We start from the raw sequence: 17,954 nt of genomic DNA, 5'->3' as shown, positions 1-17,954 counted from the left end.
CAACTGATCAAAACTGATCACCGAACAGCTAGACATCCGAAGGACGGAGACCACCATGGCGCAGGCACCCGACCGCGAGAAGGCCCTCGAGCTGGCCCTCGCGCAGATTGAGAAAGCCCACGGTAAGGGCTCAGTGATGCGGCTCGGCGACGAGGTGCGCCAGCCGATCTCGGTCATCCCCACCGGGTCCATCGCTCTGGACGTGGCGCTCGGTCTCGGCGGATTACCGCGCGGACGCATCATCGAGATCTACGGCCCGGAATCCTCGGGTAAGACCACCGTCGCCCTGCACGCGGTCGCCAACGCGCAGGCCGCCGGTGGCATCGCCGCGTTCATCGACGCCGAGCACGCGCTGGACCCGGAGTACGCCAAGAAGCTCGGTGTAGACACCGACGCGCTGCTGGTCAGCCAGCCCGACACCGGGGAGCAGGCGCTCGAGATCGCCGACATGCTGATCCGCTCGGGCGCACTGGACATCTTGGTCATCGACTCGGTGGCGGCGCTGGTACCGCGAGCGGAGATCGAAGGGGAGATGGGCGACAGCCACGTCGGGCTGCAGGCCCGGCTGATGAGCCAAGCACTTCGCAAGATCACTGGCGCACTGAGCAATTCGGGCACCACCGCGATCTTCATCAACCAGCTCCGCGAAAAAATCGGAGTTTTCTTCGGGAGTCCTGAAACAACAACGGGCGGAAAGGCTTTGAAGTTCTACGCTTCAGTTCGAATGGATGTCAGGCGGATTGAAACGCTGAAAGATGGTACTGAGGCGGTCGGTAACCGGACCCGTGTCAAGGTCGTCAAGAACAAGTGCCTGGCGGAAGGCACTCGAATCTTCGATCCAATCACCGGTATCACCCATCGCATTGAGGACGTCGTCGATGGCCGTAAACAGATCCACGTCGTCGCTGCCACCAAGGACGGAACGTTGCACGCGCGGCCCGTGGTCTCCTGGTTCGACCAGGGGGTACAGGACGTCGTCGGACTGCGGGTCGCCGGTGGCGCAACCGTTTGGGCGACACCCGACCACAAGATCCTCACGGAGTACGGCTGGCGTCAGGCAGGGGAACTCCGCAAGGGTGACAGAGTGGCGCAACCGCGGCGCTTCGATGGATTCGGCGACAAGGAGCCGATCTCAGCGGATCACGCACGGCTGCTCGGCTACCTAATCGGCGATGGCTATGTGGGTGGCAAGACTCCGATCAACTTCATCAACGTTCAGCAGTCCCTCATCGAAGATGTGACTAACATCGCGGCGGCGTTGGGTTGTGCAGCCCATCCGCAAGGGCAGATGTCGATTGCGCTCGCTCATCGACGCGGTGAACGCAATGGCGTCCTAGATCTCTGCCGGCGGGCTGGTATTTACGGCAAGCTCGCGTGGGAGAAGACGATTCCCGATTGGTTCTTTGCGTCCGACATCTCGGCGGATGTCGTCGGGAATTTGCTCTTCGGCCTGTTGGAGAGCGACGGTTGGGTCAGCCGCGAGCAGACGGGGGCGCTTCGGGTTGGCTACGCGACCACTTCTGAGCAGCTCGCACATCAGATTCACTGGCTGCTGCTGCGATTCGGAATCGTCAGCACTGTTCGGGATTATGATCCGACTCAGAAGCGGCCGAGCCTCATCAATGACCGACGGGTCCAGGGCAAGCGCCAAATATTCGAGGTCCGGATCTCGGGTATGGAGAACGTGACAGCGTTCGCGGAAGCGGTTCCCATGTGGGGGCCGCGTGGCGCTACGCTTGTTCAAGCGATGCCAGAAGCTATGCGGGGGCCGCGGCGCGGCTCGCAGGCGACGTATCTGGCCTCGGAGATGACCGACGCCGTGCTCAATTATCTCGACGAGCGTGGCGTGACCGCGCGGGACGCGGCAGCCATGATCGGTTCAGGCGCCGGCGACCCCCGCGGTGGAATGAAGCAGGTTCTGGGCGTCGGCCGTCTTCGCCGGGATCGTGTGCAGGCGCTTGCCGACGCCCTGGACGACCAGTTCCTGCACGATGTGCTGGCAGAAGAACTCCGGTACTCGGTGATCCGGGAAGTACTGCCAGTACGTCGGGCAAGGACATTCGACCTCGAGGTTGAGGAGCTGCACAACCTTGTCGCAGAAGGCGTTGTTGTGCACAACTGCTCGCCGCCTTTCAAACAAGCCGAGTTCGACATCCTGTATGGCAAGGGCATCTCCAAGGAGGGGTCACTCATCGATATGGGTGTCGAGCAGGGCTTCGTGCGCAAGTCCGGCTCGTGGTTCACCTATGAGGGTGAGCAGTTGGGCCAGGGCAAGGAGAACGCCCGTAATTTCCTCATCGAGAACGTCGACGTGGCCAACGAAATCGAGAAGAAGATCAAAGAGAAGCTCGGCATCGGCGCGGTGCTGACCGACGGTCCGCCCGAAGATGAAGTCCTCCCCGCCCCCGTCGACTTCTGAGGCTCCCCGCGAGGAGCAGGCGCGCGACCTGTGTCTGCGCCTGCTCACCGTGAGGGCACGCACCAGAGCCGAACTAGCCGGTCAACTGGCCAAGCGCGGGTATCCCGCCGACATCAGCGACCGGGTGCTCGATCGGCTCGAACAGGTCGGTTTGGTCGACGACGCGGAGTTCGCCGAACAGTGGGTCCGATCCCGGCGGACGAACGCGGGCAAGGGCAGACGGGCGTTGATCGCCGAGTTGCGGACCAAAGGGGTCGACAACGACACCATCGAGGCGACCCTGGCCGATGACGAACCCGGCGCCGAACGCGCACGCGCCGAGCGACTCGTCGCCGACAAGCTGCGCCGCGAGAAGCTCACCGACGGTGACGGCGCCAAAGTGATGCGTCGACTGGTGGGAATGCTCGCCCGGCGCGGCTACGGGCAGACGATGGCCTTCGATGTCGTGAAGGTGGCGTTGGCCAACGAACGCGAACGGCGCCGCGTGTAGCGACAGGTTTCAGAGGCCCGCAGCGTTGATCACCCGCCGACGGAACACCAACGGCGGAGGCAGCGCCAAGCCGCGGGTGACGAGGTGGCGCACCACGAGGACAAGCGCCGTGACCGCGATCGATCGCCAGGTCGCGTCGACGCTGAGCCGCAGCAAGCCTGCGGCGAGCAGCAAATCCAGCAGTACATGCAGGGCCAGCGGGGGGCGGCGTAGCACCACCAATGTCAATGCCGCCAGCACGAGGGCCGCCGCCGCGATCACCCATGAGAGGTCGGCGAATCCGATCACGGTGTCGCCGGGTTCTCCGTGGGCGCTGCGACGCGACCTTGCTCGACAGCGCGTTGTTCGGCGGCGATCTCCTTGGCGAGGAAGTAGTTCAGCGCCGTACGAATGGTGGCGATGGCCGCGAGTTTGCCGATTTCCTGGAACGACGGCGAGATCGCAGTCCGAAGGACGTCGCTGGCGAGTTGAAACTCCAGCCCGAGCGCGAGAAACCGGCCCAGAGTCAAACGTACGGCGGAGAACTCGGTAGCGTCGCGGCGGAGCAGCGAGATGAAGAACTTCACGATCGCGATCAAGGCTCCGATCACGATGACCAGAGCGCCGGCCGCTTCGACCAGGCGCACCATCAGGTCCACCCCAGTACGCAACGTCGACTCGGGAAGAAGCTCCAGCGCGGAGAAGCTCACCTGCACAACGGCAAGTCTCTCGTAACGCGCCGTGGTCGGGTGCAACTACCGCGATTTCCGTGGCCGCGAGGTAAATTGCGCCGATGTTGCTTTCGGCCAAGCTCGCCCCGACGTTCGACTATCCGGTGCTCCACGACTTCTGGTGCCGTGCCGACGAGTTGGGGTTCCACTCCGTCGCCAACTACGACCACTTCTACGGACTGGTCGATCCGACGACGCCCACACTCGAGGGGTGGGCCAGCCTCGCCGCGATGGCGGTGGTGGTCCGACGAGCCCGCGTGGGCTGCCTGGTCACCGGCGTGACGTACCGCAACCCGGCGGTACTGGCGAACAGGGCCGTCACCGTCGATCACATCTCCGGCGGGCGGATGGACTTCGGCATCGGCGCCGGTTGGTACGAGGGCGAGCACCGCGGCTACGGCATCGACTTCCCGTCGCCGGGGCAGCGGGTCGCGATGGTCGACGAAGCGCTGACCCTCATCCGACGCCTGTGGACCGAGGAGGTTGTCGACTTCGCCGGCCGCTTCTTCACACTTCACGAAGCGCGCTGTAACCCCAAACCGGTCCAGCGCCCGCATCCGCCGATCGTGGTCGGGGCGTCACAGCCGAAAATGCTCACGCTCGCCGCTCGGCACGCCGACGAATGGAACATGCCGAGCACCGACCTTCAGGAGTGGGCGGCGGCCAGTCGCCTGCTCGATCGCGCTTGTGCGGAACTCGGCCGCGATCCTTGCTCGATCCGCCGGGCAGTCCAGCTGTTCGTTCTTCCCGAGCAGCCGGATCAGGTCGACGCCCAGCTCGAATCCGTCGCCGAGTACGCGCGGCTCGGCTGCGAGCACGTCGTGCTGTCCTTCTACCAGCCGCCCGGCGACGAGCTGCTACGCCGATGCGCGGAGCTGGTCTGATCACACGGTTCTGGCGCCCGGTGCGCCTTCCTGTTCGACGGACTCCGTCTCGAGGGGCGCCGGACCGCGACGCGAGCGCCGCATCCGCGCCTCGACGCGGGTGGCCACCCACGACAGCGTGAAGTTGACGGTGATGATCAGCACGGCGACCACGATCAGCGCCGGCAGCAGATTGCTGTACGCGGCACCCATCTGCACACCCTGGCGCACGAGCTCGAGGAACGTGATGACGTATCCGATCGCCGTGTCCTTGAGTACCACTACGAGTTGCGAGATCAGAACCGGCAGCATGGACGTGATCGCCTGCGGCAGCAGGATCGACCGCATCGTCTGCCCCCACGTCAACCCGAGCGCGAAGGCCGCCTCGGACTGTCCGCGGGGAAGCGCATGGACGCCGGCCCGCACGATCTCGGCGATGACTGCACCGTTGTACAAAGTCAGGCCGGTGATGACGGCGGCGAGCGCCAAGTGCCTGGACGCAAACACGTCGTAGGCCGCGTAGAGCGCGAACGCGAACAGCATCATGATGAGCACTGGCACTGCGCGGAAGAACTCGACGATCACCGCGCAGAGCCAGCGAATCAAGCCGTGTGTCGAAAGTCGGCCCACACCAAGGATGAATCCCAGGATCAGCGCCAACACGATCGAAACCGCCGCCGCCGTCAACGTGCCCTGCACGCCGGGCAGTACATAGGTTCGCCACAGATCCGCTGTCAGGAACGGTTGCCACTTGGCGACCGTGAGCTGCTGCTTGGCGATCATCTGGAACAACACTGCCAACAGCACCACCACGGTGACGAGGATGACGATCGCCGTGATCATCCAGTTACGGATTCGCGCGCGCGGCCCCGGCGCGTCGAAGAGAACCGAGGCCGAGCTCACCGCGCCACGGCCAACCGCTTACCCAGCCATCCGAAGAACAACCCCGTCGGCAGTGTCAGGATCACGAAGCCGAGGGCGAAGATCGCCCCGACGGTCAGTATGGCCGCGGTGTTCTCGATCATCTCCTTCATCAGCAGCGCGGCCTCGGCCACGCCGATCGCCGACGCGATCGTGGTGTTCTTGGTCAACGCGATCAACACCGACCCTAACGGGATGATCACCGCGCGAAAAGCCTGCGGTAGCAGGATGAGTCGGAGGTTCTGCCCGAACGTCAGTCCCAGCGACCGCGCGGCCTCGGCCTGGCCCAGCGGCACGGTGTTCACTCCCGAACGCACGGTTTCGCACACGAACGCGGCCGTGTACACCGCCAGCCCGAGCACCGCCAACCGGAAGTTGCTGTCCTCGATCGACGTTCGCGAGTTCGGGTCAACCAGCGTGATGCCCAACGTCTGCGCCAGGCCGAAGGAGCAGAACAGAATGATCAGCGTCAGCGGCGTGTTGCGCACCACGTTGACGTATGTGGTTCCGAGCCAGCGCAGTACGGGCACCGGCGCCAGCCGCATCGCGGCCAGCAGCGTACCGAGCACCAGTGCGCCGATGCCCGAAAGGACCGTCAGCTGGATCGTCGTCCAGAACGCCTCGACGATCTGGCCGACCGTGTAGTCCGGGAGAACCTCCACATCACCTCCTAGCGCGGCGGAGGTCCGTCAGCTCTGGGTGATCTGCGGTGGTTTCGGTGCGGGAATACCTGCCGCGCCGAGGTTGTCGTCCCACGCCTTCTTCCAAGCGCCCTCCTGCTCCATCTTGGCGAGGGCGTCGTTGATCTTCGTCAGCAATTCGGAATCGCCCTTCTTCAAGCCGATTCCGTAGCGCTCCTCGGAGAAGGTGCCGCCGACGACCTTGAACACACCGGGGCTCTGCGCCGCATAACCCGCGAGGATGACCTCGTCGGTGGTCACCGCGTCGATGGCGCCGTTCTTCAACGCTTCGACGCACGCCGAGTAGGTGTCGTACTGCTGCAGCTGTACGCCGGGGAACTTGTCCTTGATCCGCTGAGCCGGCGTCGATCCCGAGACCGAACACAGCTTCTTGTTGTTCTCCAGCGACGCCTCACCGGTGATGACGGTGTTGTCCGCGCGCACCAACAGGCTCTGTCCGGTGATCAGGTACGGTCCCGCGAAGTCGACCTTCTCCTCACGGGCATCGGTGATCGAGTAGGTCGCGACGATGTACTGCACCTGGCCGTTCTGAATCAGAGTCTCGCGCTGCCCCGACGGGGCTTCCTTCCACTCGATCTTGTCCTCGGGATAGCCGAGTTTCTCAGCGACATATGTCGCCACGTCGACGTCGAAGCCGCTCATGGTGCCGTCGGGATTCTTGAGGCCCAGGCCGGGCTGGTCGACCTTGGTGCCGATGACGATCGTGTCGCCGTCGTCACCGCCGCACGCTGTCGCCGCCAGGGGCAACGCGACGGCGAGCGCGAGCGCCCCGAGAACGCGCTTCGAAATCGATGGCATTCGGCTTCCTTTCGACTAGTGGTGCAGGATCTTGCCGAGAAAGTCCTTGGCACGGTCGCTTCTCGGGTGGGTGAAGAACTGATCGGGTTCGGCCGCTTCCACGATCGCGCCGTCGGCCATGAAAACCACCCGATTGGCCGCGCCGCGGGCGAAACCCATCTCGTGCGTCACGACCAACATCGTCATCCCCTCCTTGGCCAGCGACGTCATCACGTTCAGGACTTCGTTGATCATCTCGGGGTCCAGCGCGCTGGTCGGTTCATCGAACAGCATGACCTTCGGGTTCATCGCCAGCGAGCGCGCGATCGCCACCCGCTGCTGCTGGCCCCCCGACAGTTGCGCCGGGTATTTGTCGGCCTGATTGGCGATGCCGACCCGCTCCAGCAATTCCATCGCCTTCTCGCGGGCCTCGGCCTTCGACTTCTTGCGCACCTTCATCGGCGCCAACGTGACGTTCTCCAGGATCGTCTTGTGGGCGAACAGGTTGAAGGACTGGAACACCATGCCCACGTCGGACCGCAGCTCTGCGAGCTTGCGACCCTCCTCGGGCAGCACCGCTCCGTCGATCGCGATGGTGCCGGAATCGATGGGCTCGAGCCGATTGATGGTGCGGCACAACGTCGACTTGCCAGACCCCGACGGCCCCAGCACCACGATCACCTCTCCGCGCTCGACATCGAGGTTGATGTCCTTGAGCACATGCAGGCTGCCGAAGTGCTTGTTGACCCCGGAGATGGAGATCATCGGCACACTCGTCTGGGTCGGATTGCCCTCTTTCCCGTCCGACCAGGCGGTCTCCATGGGTGCAGACCTTACCGAGCGAAGGCCCTGCCTGCCCGGAACTCGAGAATCCGCCCGGATCCCCCCTCTGGCCGATCCGTACCATGGGGCCGTGACTTCGATGGTGGCGCGAGAGGCAGCGGCCGACCGGGTCGTTCGCCAAGTCGCGACCGAAACCTCCGCGCGCGGGCGAGCGTCGGCACGCACCTACCAGGTCCGCACGTATGGCTGCCAGATGAACGTGCACGACTCGGAGCGGCTGGCGGGATTGCTGGATGCCGCCGGGTATCGACGAGCCGCCGACGACGAGGATGCCGATGTCGTCGTGTTCAACACGTGCGCCGTACGCGAGAACGCCGACAACAAGCTGTACGGCAACCTCAGCCACCTGGCACCGCGCAAACAGGCCGATCCCGATATGCAGATCGCCGTCGGCGGCTGCCTGGCGCAGAAGGACCGCGACACGGTGCTGCGCCGAGCGCCGTGGGTCGACGTGGTGTTCGGCACCCACAACATCGGATCATTGCCGACGCTGCTGCAGCGTGCGCGGCACAATCGCGCCGCCCAGGTAGAGATCGTCGAGGCGCTGCAGGAGTTTCCGTCCGCGCTGCCCGCTGCGCGCGAATCCGCATACGCCGCTTGGGTGTCGGTGTCGGTGGGCTGCAACAACACCTGCACGTTCTGCATTGTGCCGGCGCTGAGGGGCAAGGAAGTCGACCGCAGGCCCGGCGACGTGCTCGCCGAGGTGCAGACTCTGGTCGAGCAAGGCGTTCTCGAGATCACGCTGCTCGGTCAGAACGTCAACGCCTACGGCGTCTCGTTCGCCGACCCAGCCGAACCGCGCGACCGCGGCGCATTCGCCAGACTCCTGCGCGCCTGCGGGGGCATCGACGGCCTCGAGCGGGTGCGGTTCACGTCCCCGCACCCCGCCGAATTCACCGACGATGTGATCGCCGCGATGGCCGAGACACCGAATGTGTGCCCGACGCTGCACATGCCGCTGCAGTCCGGGTCTGACCGCGTCCTGCGGGGCATGCGGCGGTCCTACCGGGCCGAGCGCTACCTCGGAATCATCGAGCGGGTCCGCGCCGCGATCCCGCACGCCGCGATCACCACCGATCTCATCGTCGGATTCCCCGGGGAGAAGGAGGCGGACTTCCAGGCCACCCTCGACGTCGTCGAGCAGGCCCGGTTCGCCGGTGCCTTCACCTTCCAGTACTCCAAGCGGCCCGGCACCCCGGCCGCCGAATTACCCGATCAGCTTCCCAAATCCGTTGTGAGCGAGCGCTATCAGCGGTTGATCGACCTCCAGGAGAGGATCTCCCTCGAGGAGAACTGCGCGCTGGTCGGCCGAACCGTTGAAGTTCTGGTGGCCGCGGGCGAGGGTCGCAAGGACGCCGCGACCGCCAGGATGTCGGGCCGTGCCCGCGACGGCCGCCTGGTTCACTTCAACCCCGCGGGACTCGATATCCGGCCCGGGGACGTCGTGACCACGACAGTGACCGGCGCCGCCCCGCACCACCTGCTCGCGGATTCGAGCGTGCACAGTCATCGGCGCACCCGGGCGGGGGACGCTCACGCCGCAGGCAGGCGACCGCGCACCGGCGTGGGCCTCGGCATGCCGGGCATCGGCGCGCCGACCGAACCACCGACATCGACGGGATGCGGGCAATGACGACTCCCAACCACAACGGCTTCGAGGATTTCAAGGGCGACATCGAGGCCGCCGAACGCCGTGTCGCGGGTGAAATCGATCCCGGCGCACGGGCTCTGGTGATCGCTATCGGAGTCTTCGTGCTACTGGTGTCGTTCGTATTGCCGCATACCGGGGACGCCCGCGGGTTGGATGTGCTCATCGGCGGCGAAACCGCGGCCCGCGAGGGTATCTCCCTGCCGCATCGCGTATTCGCCTGGTTGGTGCTGGTATTCGGCGTCGGCTTTTCGATGCTCGCATTACTCACCCGGCGCTGGGCGTTGGCCTGGATCGCATTGGCCGGATCGACGGTGGCGACGCTGCTCGGCCTGCTGGCGGTGTGGTCACGGCAGACCGCCCCCGAACCTTACCCGGGGCCGGGGATCGGGCTCATCCTGGCTTGGATCGCGGTGGCGGTGGTGACATTCCACTGGGCCAGGGCGGTGTGGTCGCGCACCGCGCTGCAATTGGCGGCCGAGGAGGAACGTCGTAGGGCCGTCGCGGAGCGAGAGAAGAAAGGCCTGCTCGACGACCTCGACAAGCCCGACGATCCCAACGGTTCCACGAAAGGCTGATCGAGCCGAAGCCGTCGGCGCACACGTCGCGGTGGACGACGACTTTCCCCTTCCTCGTCGAGTTCTACGCGAGGGTCGTGTCGGCGCCGAAATCACAACCCTGACGTCGATCTCGACGAGCGATCCCGCCCACTGGACGCGGAAAGTCCACTCAGCGGCTCTTGCCCAGGGCCTCGGCGGCCGCGTCGGCCCACTGCCGCCACTGCTGGGCGTTCGCGCGTGCCTCGGCGGCGTCCTTGTCACGTCCTGCCGCGACCGCCTTCTCGGCCTGGCGCTCGTACTGCTCTGCGCGAGCCCTGAATTGGTCGGCACGTGCCTGCGCCTCCGGATCAACGGCTTGCGTCGGCGCCTCGCGGATCTTCTTCTCCACGGCGCGCAGTCGTCGTTCCAACTCGGCGCTGCGCTCGCGGGGCACCTTGCCGATGGCGTCCCACTTGTCCCCGATCGCCCGCAGCGCGACCCGCGCCGCGTCGAGATCGGAGGTGTCCAGTTTCTCCGCCTCGGCCAGCAGTGCCTCCTTGGCCTCCGCGTTGGCGCGGAACTCGGCGTCGCGTTCGGCGCTGATCGTGTTTCGCGCGCCGAAGAACTTGTCTTGAGCCGCCTTGAACCGCTGCCACAACGCGTCGTCGACGTCCTTCGAGGCGCGGCCGGCCGCCTTCCACTCCGTCAGCAACTCACGGAACGCCGCGCTCGTCGGCCCCCAGTCCGTCGAATCGGCGAGTTCCTCGGCGCGCTCACACAACGCCTCCTTGGCCTGTCGGGCGCCGGCCCGCTCGCGGTCCAGCTCGGCGAAATGCGAACCGCGCCTTCGGTTGAACTGCTCACGCGCCGCTGAGTAGCGCTTCCACAGGGCGTCGTCGGTCTTGCGGTCCAACCCGGTGATCGTGCGCCACTCCTCGAGGATCTCCCGCAGCCGGTCGCCCGCGACCTTCCATTGGGTGGCATTGGCGGCGAGGTCTTCGGCTTCGGCGGCCAGCGCCTCCTTGCGGGCGGTCTGCGCGGCCCGAAACTCCTCACGCCGGGCCCGCTCGGCCTGTGCCGTCTCGTCGGCGTGGGTGATGATCGCCTGCAGTCGGGCAGCGATCGCGTCGACGTCGCCCAGCACGTGCGCCGTCGGCAGGGTCTCGGCCAATGTCTGGGCGGCCGCCTTGATCTTGCGAGCGTCGCCGGTGCCGGACTGGAGCCGGCTTTCCATCAGCGCGACCTCCGTCTGGAGATCGTCGAAGCGCCTACCGAAGTGCGCGTAGGCCGCTTCCGTGTCGCCGGCCTGCCAGGATCCGACGATCCGTTCGCCCGAGCCGGTGATCAGCCATACGGTGCCGTCGGGGTCGACGCGCCCGAACCGGTGCGGATCGCTGGTCGGGGGCGCAGCCACCGCGGGCCCGGGCCGGCCCGGCCGGGGCACGGCCCGTGGCGGTCCGGGCCGGGGAGCGGGTTTGGGCGAGGAGGACTGGCCTCCTGGCTCGCTGGTCGTCATGTCCGTAATCCTCGTACCCTCCGCGGCGTACCGCGCATCTGCCGCGCAACGCGGCGCCTGATCGCTGTCCGAACGCTATTGAAACAGGTCGTCGAGGCGTGTGCGCACAGCTTCCCGCGATGGCCTGCCTAGGCTCGTCGCGACAACATACGGGAGGGCTGCGATGGCCGGCATGGACAGTGGGGTGGAGTTGGCCGTCTTCCTCGCCCTCGGCGCCGCGCTGTTCGTTGCGATCGGCGACGTGATCCACCAACGACAGGCGCACGAGGTCACCGACGAATCGGTAGGTCATCTCGAACTGTTCAGCCGGCTGCTGCGCGACCGCCGGTGGTGGCTGGGCAGCCTCGTGGCGGCCGCAGGGTTCGCACTGCAGGCCGCCGCACTGGGTGTCGGGTCGGTGCTTCTCGTACAGGCCATCCTGGTCACATCGCTGCTGTTCGCGCTGCCGATCCACGCCCGGCTGTCGCACCGGCCGGTGACGCGTTGGCAGTGGGCCTGGGCGGCGCTGCTGGCGGCGTCGGTCGTCGTGATCGTCACCGTCGGCAACCCGACCGCGGGCCATTCCCGCGCTTCGTGGGAAACCTGGACTGCGGTGCTGGTGGTGTTCGGTCCGGCGCTGGTGCTGTGCGTCATCGGTGCCAACATCTGGAAAGGCCCCGTGAGCGCGGTGCTGCTCGCGCTGGTGTCAGGTGGGCTGTGGGGCCTGTTCGCGGTGCTGACCAAGGGCGTCGTCGACCGTCTCGACGACGGGCTGGAGGCCCTCCTGCGCACGCCGGAGCTGTACGTCTGGGCACTCGTCGCGGTCGCGGGCACCGCATGGCAGCAGGCCGCGTTCCGGGCAGGGTCGCTGACCGCGTCGCTGCCGACGATGACGGTCGCCGAACCGGTGGTCGCGTCGGTGCTCGGCATCGTCGTGCTGGGGGAGACGCTGCGGCCCGGGGAGGCCGGCTGGCTCACGCTGGTCGCCGCGGTGGCGGCGATGGTGGTCTCGACGGCCGCCCTCGCCCGCGGTGAGGCCGCCACCGCTGCCGACCCTGCGGCGCAGCATTAGCGTGGACGGCGTGCTGAGCGCCATCGCGATAGTCCCGTCGGCACCGGTCATGGTGCCCGAGCTCGCGGGTGGCGCCGCCGCTGAACTGGGCGATCTGCGCGAAGCCGTGTTCACGGCGGTGGCCGGGCTGCCACCGCGCTGGATCGCCGTGGGGAACGGGCCCAGCGATGCGGTCATCGGCCCGCGCCACACCGGCACGTTTGCCGGCTACGGCGTCGATCTGCGGGTCACGCTGTCGCCGGAGGTCGACGGCGAACCGGCCGCGTTGCCGCTGTGCGCCTTGATCACCGGCTGGGTGCGCGGTGCGGCCCGCACCGACGCCTCCGCCGAGGTGCGGGTATACGCCGAGGCCGACGACGCCGACGCCGCGCTGGGCCGCGGCAGGCGGTTGCGCGCCGAGATCGACGACGCGGCCGACCCGATCGGGGTGCTCGTCGTCGCCGACGGCGCCAACACGTTGACGCCGACGGCCCCCGGCGGTTATGACCCCGATTCGGTCGCCGTACAAGCGGCGCTCGTCGATGCCCTGGCCGCCGGCGACACCGCCGCGCTGTCCCGGCTACCAGAAACGATCGTCGGGCGGGTGCCCTACCAGGTCCTCGCGGGCCTCATGGAGGGTGTGCCTCGGTCGGCCACGGAGCTTTATCGTGGCGCGCCCTACGGCGTCGGCTACTTCGCGGGCGTCTTGCAGCCGAAGAGCCGAAGAGGATGACACGGCCGATCGCGATCATCGGACCGACGGGGACCGGCAAATCGGCGTTGGCGCTGGCTGTGGCCGAGCGACTCGGTGGCGAGATCGTCAACGCGGACGCGATGCAGATGTACCGCGGCATGGACATCGGAACCGCGAAGTTGACCGTCGACGAGCGTCGCGGCATCCCGCACCACCAGCTCGACGTGCTGGCGGTGACCGAGACCGCGAGCGTGGCCCGCTACCAGCGCGCGGCCGTCGCCGACGTCGAGGCCATCGCGGGACGCGGCGCCGTGCCGGTCGTGGTGGGCGGATCGATGATGTACGTCCAGTCTTTGCTCGACAACTGGACGTTTCCGGCCACCGACCCGGCGGTGCGCTCCCGGTGGGAACAGCGACTCGCCGAAATCGGGGTGGCCGTCCTGCACGAGGAGCTGGCGCGGGTGGACGCCGATGCGGCCGCTGCGATCCTGCCCACCGACGGGCGCCGGATCGTGCGGGCGCTCGAGGTCGTCGAACTGACCGGTCAGCCGTTCGCCGCGTCGTTTCCCACCATCGGCGCGCCCCGCTGGGACACCGCGATAGTCGGATTGGACTGGGATACAACGTTTCTCGATGAACGGCTGGCGCAACGGACCGACAAGATGTTCGCCGACGGGCTGGTTGGCGAGGTGCGGACACTGCTGGATCGTGGGCTGCGCGACGGCGTCACCGCGTCGCGCGCGCTGGGTTACGCACAAGTGCTCGCCGACCTCGACGCGGGCGGCGACGGCTCCGCCGCCCGCGAGCCGACGTTCATCGGCACCCGGCGCTATGTGCGCCGGCAACGGTCCTGGTTCCGCCGCGACCACCGCACCACCTGGATGGACGGCGCCGCGTCGGACCTCCTCGAGGACACGGTGCGAGTGTGGCGGGACGTACCCTGAACAGGTGAAGTTCGCCAAAGGCCACGGGACGCAGAACGACTTCGTGCTGCTACCTGACCTCGACTTCGAACTGACGCTGTCACCGAGATCGGTCGCCGCACTGTGCGACCGCCGCCGCGGGCTGGGCGCCGACGGTGTGCTGCGGGTGACTACCGCGCAGGCCGCGCACCGGGCGGGTCTTTTCGAGCAGTTGCCGGAAGGCGTCGCGGGGGAGAACTGGTACATGGATTACCGCAATGCCGACGGGTCGGTCGCGCAGATGTGTGGCAACGGAGTGCGGGTGTTCGCCCATTACCTGCGCGTGAGCGGACTGGCGGACCGCGACGAGTTCGTGGTCGGCTCGCTGGCCGGTCCGCGTCCGGTGGTGCTGCATGCCTGGGACGAGACCACCGCCGACGTCACGGTCGAGATGGGCAAGGTGAACCAACTGGGTGCCGGCGAAGCGATCGTGGGCGGCAGGCCGTTCGCGGGACTCGCGGTCGACGTCGGAAATCCGCATCTGGCCTGCCTCGACCCCGACCTGACCGTCGAAGAACTGTCCGCGCTCGACATCGGGGCACCGGTGCACTTCGACACCGCGCAGTTTCCCGAGGGCGTGAACGTCGAGGTGATGACGGCGCCGGCGAACGGCGCGGTATCGATGCGCGTGCACGAACGCGGCGTCGGCGAGACCCGGTCGTGCGGAACCGGCACCGTCGCCGCGGCCGTCGCGGCGCTGGCCTTCAGCGGCGCCGGCACCGGCAGCGTCGACGTGCGGATTCCTGGCGGCGAAGTCTCGGTCACCATCACCGACGCCAGCAGTTTCCTGCGTGGACCCTCGGTTCTGGTGGCCCATGGTGAGCTGTCCGAGGAATGGTGGAGCCTTGCGCAACGTTAATTGGGGTGCATGAAAAGTGATCTCCGTGCGAATCTCTATTCGCCTATGACGTATCCCGATCCTCCTATCCGCCACACCCCGAGCGCGGGTGAACTGGCCCTCGAAGACCGCACGGCACTGCGCCGCGTGGCCGGTCTGTCGACCGAACTCACCGACGTCTCCGAGGTCGAATACCGCCAACTGCGCCTGGAACGCGTGGTGCTGGTGGGCGTTTGGACCGAAGGAAGTTCGGCCGACGCCGAAGCCAGCCTGGCCGAACTCGCCGCACTCGCCGAGACGGCCGGTTCGGAGGTGCTCGAAGGGGTGATTCAGCGCCGCGACAAACCGGACGCCTCCACCTATATCGGCTCGGGTAAGGCCGCCGAACTTCGCGAGATCGTCCTCGCGACCGGAGCCGACACCGTCATCTGCGACGGTGAGCTCAGCCCCGCCCAGCTGACGGCCCTGGAGAAGGCGGTCAAGGTCAAGGTCATCGACCGCACCGCGCTCATCCTCGACATCTTCGCCCAGCACGCGACCAGCCGGGAAGGCAAAGCGCAGGTCACCCTGGCTCAGATGGAGTACATGCTGCCCAGGCTGCGCGGCTGGGGCGAATCGATGTCCCGGCAGGCCGGCGGTCGTGCCGGTGGAGCCGGGGGCGGGGTGGGCACGCGCGGTCCCGGTGAGACCAAGATCGAGACCGACCGTCGCCGCATCCGCGAGCGAATGGCCAAACTACGCCGCGACATCAAGGACATGAAGAAGATCCGCGACACGCAGCGCAGAGGCAGGCGCCGCAGCGAGGTGCCGTCGATCGCCATCGTCGGCTACACCAATGCCGGTAAGTCGAGTCTGCTCAACGCGCTGACCGGTGCGGGGGTACTGGTGGAGAACGCGTTGTTCGCGACGCTCGAACCGACAACGCGCCGAGGCGAATTCGCCGACGGCAGATCTTTCGTACTGACCGACACGGTCGGGTTCGTCCGCCATCTGCCCACCCAGTTGGTGGAGGCGTTCCGCTCCACGTTGGAAGAGGTCGTCGACGCCGATCTGCTGGTGCACGTGGTCGACGGGTCCGACGTCAACCCGCTGGCCCAGATCAACGCCGTGCGCGAGGTCGTCAACGAGGTCATCGGAGCTGCGCGGCCGGCGACATCAGGTCTAGCCGACCACGACGCACCGCCGGCGCCGGAGTTGTTGGTGGTCAACAAGATCGACGCCGCCGACGGTCTGACACTGGCGCAGTTGCGCGGTGCGCTGCCCGACGCGGTGTTCGTCTCGGCGCGCACCGGCGAGGGACTGGACCGTCTGCAGCAGCGGATGGCGGAGTTGATTCCACCGACAGACACCACGATCGACGTCACAATTCCCTACGACCGCGGCGATCTCGTCAACCGCGTCCACGCCGACGGGCGTGTCGACGCCACCGAGCACACCGCCGAAGGCACGAGGATCAAGGCGCGAGTGCCGGTTCCACTGGCCGCGACCCTGCGCGAATACGCGACGTTCTGAGCCCGTCGCCGCGACGTCTGCGCATAGCGAAGAGGCGCAAAGGGTTTCATCCCTCTGCGCCTCTCGCGTTTGGTACCGAACTACTCCTGCTCGGATTCTTGGCGCTTCTCGGCGGTCTTGGCCGCGGCCCGTGCACTCTCGGCTTCGGCTTCCTTCTGCGCGGCGTTACGCTGCGCGTCAGCCTTGTCCTGCTGCGCCTGACCCTCGCGATACAGGTCGTCTCGACCCGCGACGGCGCCGAGCACCTCCTTGGCCTTACCCTTCACTCCCTCGACGACGCCCTTGACGGCTTCCTCGGGTCCACTGTTGTTCTTGTCGGACACTGCGCCTTCCTCCTTGCCGATCGTTTCTCGTGGCCCTCCAATACCCGATGCGCCGGTTCGTCAATCGGATAAACCGGACTCGGTGAGTCAGCTCACAGCGGTGAAACCGCACAGCCGTGGCTCAGTCGACCGCAAACACCGCGGGAGCGGACGCCGACATCACGCGTTGCGCCAGTTGCGCCTTCAGATGATCGAGGCGGGCTTCTTGGGGAGCCGTCCGGTCCTTGGTACGGGCCAGGTCGATGAACTCGTCGGTGACGAATCCTTCGCGCAGCAGCAACGTCACGCCGCGATCCGCAATGCCCACGACGAACACGAAATCTTCGAGCAGGCGACCTCTGTCGCCTCGCACCAGTGAACGGTCCACGGTGTAGCGGTCGTCCGACACCGCGCGGCTGACCGCCTCGAAACCGTCCCGGCCGCCGGGGCCGCGAAACGCGGTGCGCACGGTGATCGATCGGCGATCGGGTGGCTCGTCAGGGGAGAGCATCGCGAAGGCGCGTTGCATCACTTTGAACGCCATGGCCACTCCGGCCGGGGAGTGACCGCCGTGGTACCGGTTCATGTCGTCGAACGTGAAGGTGAGCGGTTGGCGCCGCTCGCGAACTTCGAGGATTTCACTCATCACGATTCGGTCGGCGGTAAAGCCGATATACGCCAGAGCAATACACGAACCGACACCTCCTGCCCGCGGCGTAACTCATCTGCGGCCAATTCGTCGACGCGCAGCGGCTCAGCGCAGCGATGTCGCCGTTCGTCAGGTCGGCGGTGAAAACATCCCAGTGGGTCAGGCTCACCCGGGAAAACATGGCTTCGAGTTTAGGCGCGGAACGACGTGGGCTCGTGGCGACCAACACACCGGTTGAACCTCGTCGCCGAGTGGGCGGGACGCAAAGATCGCAGTCAGCCGCAAAGCGGATGTGTGCCATGCCTGCTGGCTACCGATATTCCGGCGGATATCCGGTGGCCTAAGCCATTCTCGGTGTTCGTGTGCAAACTGTTTTTTGGCACCATTCCGCCGCGGTCGAGAGGAAAACTTCGGCCTTGGGCCGCGGGTCGGACTGCACTAATCCGCGCGGCACGCGGGGTTATCCACAGCGAATGAGGGATTGGCAGGTATTTTCTTCGCAAGATCGGCGTGTTCGTTGGTAGTTGACGTCTGCTGACA

At 66.7% G+C, this 17,954-nt stretch carries 19 protein-coding genes; 10 read left to right on the top strand and 9 right to left on the bottom strand.

Going from position 1 to position 17,954, the window contains the following annotated elements:
- The first annotated feature begins 55 nt into the window (after window positions 1-55).
- Window positions 56-2,419, top strand: a complete 2,364-nt coding sequence (gene recA, locus QGN32_RS02385; RefSeq protein ID WP_326547079.1) for an intein-containing recombinase RecA — start codon at window positions 56-58, stop codon at window positions 2,417-2,419.
- Entirely contained in the window at window positions 2,388-2,909 is a 522-nt protein-coding gene (recX, locus tag QGN32_RS02380) for a recombination regulator RecX (protein ID WP_326547078.1), read from the top strand. Before recA ends, recX begins: the two co-directional genes overlap by 32 nt.
- 9 nt (window positions 2,910-2,918) lie before the next feature.
- Here recX and QGN32_RS02375 read toward each other — a convergent pair whose 3' ends face one another.
- Together QGN32_RS02375 and QGN32_RS02370 are read right to left on the bottom strand one after the other, a co-directional pair.
- The gene (locus QGN32_RS02375) at window positions 2,919-3,197 is read right to left on the bottom strand and encodes a hypothetical protein (protein ID WP_326547077.1); all 279 of its coding nucleotides are present in this window, start codon (window positions 3,195-3,197) and stop codon (window positions 2,919-2,921) included.
- Window positions 3,194-3,538, bottom strand: a complete 345-nt coding sequence (locus tag QGN32_RS02370; protein ID WP_442791814.1) for a DUF1622 domain-containing protein — start codon at window positions 3,536-3,538, stop codon at window positions 3,194-3,196. Before QGN32_RS02370 ends, QGN32_RS02375 begins: the two co-directional genes overlap by 4 nt.
- A gap of 143 nt (window positions 3,539-3,681) precedes the next feature.
- Between QGN32_RS02370 and QGN32_RS02365 the strand changes: the two genes are divergently transcribed.
- Entirely contained in the window at window positions 3,682-4,503 is an 822-nt protein-coding gene (locus tag QGN32_RS02365; RefSeq protein WP_326547075.1) for a TIGR03619 family F420-dependent LLM class oxidoreductase, read from the top strand.
- Here the strand turns inward: QGN32_RS02365 and QGN32_RS02360 are convergent, their stop codons facing one another.
- From QGN32_RS02360 to QGN32_RS02345, 4 genes are read right to left on the bottom strand one after another with little or no spacing between them, the layout of a single operon-like run.
- Window positions 4,504-5,385 carry an amino acid ABC transporter permease gene (locus QGN32_RS02360; RefSeq protein WP_442791771.1) on the bottom strand — a complete coding sequence of 294 codons (882 nt, stop codon included), beginning with the start codon at window positions 5,383-5,385 and terminating at the stop codon, window positions 4,504-4,506. It abuts the gene before it with no gap.
- Complete coding sequence (locus tag QGN32_RS02355; protein WP_326547074.1) at window positions 5,382-6,065, bottom strand: amino acid ABC transporter permease; 684 nt, start codon at window positions 6,063-6,065, stop codon at window positions 5,382-5,384. Before QGN32_RS02355 ends, QGN32_RS02360 begins: the two co-directional genes overlap by 4 nt.
- A gap of 27 nt (window positions 6,066-6,092) precedes the next feature.
- Entirely contained in the window at window positions 6,093-6,902 is an 810-nt protein-coding gene (locus tag QGN32_RS02350; RefSeq protein ID WP_326547073.1) for a glutamate ABC transporter substrate-binding protein, read from the bottom strand.
- A gap of 15 nt (window positions 6,903-6,917) precedes the next feature.
- On the bottom strand, window positions 6,918-7,646 hold the full coding sequence (locus QGN32_RS02345) for an amino acid ABC transporter ATP-binding protein (protein WP_326548893.1): 729 nt from the start codon (window positions 7,644-7,646) through the stop codon (window positions 6,918-6,920).
- A gap of 271 nt (window positions 7,647-7,917) precedes the next feature.
- Between QGN32_RS02345 and miaB the strand changes: the two genes are divergently transcribed.
- Window positions 7,918-9,357 carry a tRNA (N6-isopentenyl adenosine(37)-C2)-methylthiotransferase MiaB gene (gene miaB / locus QGN32_RS02340; protein WP_326548892.1) on the top strand — a complete coding sequence of 480 codons (1,440 nt, stop codon included), beginning with the start codon at window positions 7,918-7,920 and terminating at the stop codon, window positions 9,355-9,357.
- Window positions 9,345-9,950, top strand: coding sequence for an Rv2732c family membrane protein (locus QGN32_RS02335; protein WP_326547072.1), 606 nt, complete (start codon window positions 9,345-9,347; stop codon window positions 9,948-9,950). The genes miaB and QGN32_RS02335 overlap by 13 nt, the downstream gene beginning before the upstream one ends.
- 151 nt (window positions 9,951-10,101) lie before the next feature.
- Here the strand turns inward: QGN32_RS02335 and QGN32_RS02330 are convergent, their stop codons facing one another.
- Entirely contained in the window at window positions 10,102-11,427 is a 1,326-nt protein-coding gene (locus QGN32_RS02330; protein ID WP_326547071.1) for a DUF349 domain-containing protein, read from the bottom strand.
- Window positions 11,428-11,590: 163 nt separating this feature from the next.
- On the opposite strand from QGN32_RS02330, the gene QGN32_RS02325 reads away from it, so the two are divergent.
- Genes QGN32_RS02325 through hflX form a run of 5 tightly spaced genes read left to right on the top strand, consistent with a single transcriptional unit; the run spans window position 11,591 to window position 16,463 of the window.
- Entirely contained in the window at window positions 11,591-12,478 is an 888-nt protein-coding gene (locus QGN32_RS02325; protein ID WP_326547070.1) for a DMT family transporter, read from the top strand.
- Window positions 12,479-12,488: 10 nt separating this feature from the next.
- Entirely contained in the window at window positions 12,489-13,190 is a 702-nt protein-coding gene (locus QGN32_RS02320) for a class III extradiol ring-cleavage dioxygenase family protein (RefSeq protein WP_326547069.1), read from the top strand.
- The gene (gene miaA / locus QGN32_RS02315) at window positions 13,187-14,095 is read left to right on the top strand and encodes a tRNA (adenosine(37)-N6)-dimethylallyltransferase MiaA (protein ID WP_326547068.1); all 909 of its coding nucleotides are present in this window, start codon (window positions 13,187-13,189) and stop codon (window positions 14,093-14,095) included. The genes QGN32_RS02320 and miaA overlap by 4 nt, the downstream gene beginning before the upstream one ends.
- Window positions 14,096-14,099: 4 nt before the next feature.
- Complete coding sequence (gene dapF / locus QGN32_RS02310; protein ID WP_326547067.1) at window positions 14,100-14,972, top strand: diaminopimelate epimerase; 873 nt, start codon at window positions 14,100-14,102, stop codon at window positions 14,970-14,972.
- 45 nt (window positions 14,973-15,017) lie between these two features.
- Window positions 15,018-16,463: a GTPase HflX gene (gene hflX, locus QGN32_RS02305; protein WP_326547066.1), complete on the top strand. Its 1,446-nt coding sequence runs from the start codon at window positions 15,018-15,020 to the stop codon at window positions 16,461-16,463.
- Between the two features lie 80 nt (window positions 16,464-16,543).
- On the opposite strand, the gene mbp1 is transcribed toward hflX, so the two are convergent.
- A complete protein-coding gene (gene mbp1 / locus QGN32_RS02300; protein WP_326547065.1) occupies window positions 16,544-16,786 on the bottom strand; it encodes a microaggregate-binding protein 1 in 243 nt (80 codons plus the stop codon).
- Window positions 16,787-16,907: 121 nt separating this feature from the next.
- Window positions 16,908-17,411, bottom strand: coding sequence for a hypothetical protein (locus tag QGN32_RS02295; RefSeq protein WP_326547064.1), 504 nt, complete (start codon window positions 17,409-17,411; stop codon window positions 16,908-16,910).
- Between the last annotated feature and the right edge of the window lie 543 nt (window positions 17,412-17,954).

It is taken from the genome of Mycolicibacterium sp. ND9-15 (assembly GCF_035918395.1).
Taxonomy (GTDB): domain Bacteria; phylum Actinomycetota; class Actinomycetes; order Mycobacteriales; family Mycobacteriaceae; genus Mycobacterium.
Note: the sequence above shows the minus strand (reverse complement) of the source record. Positions and strands in the feature narration are given on the sequence as shown.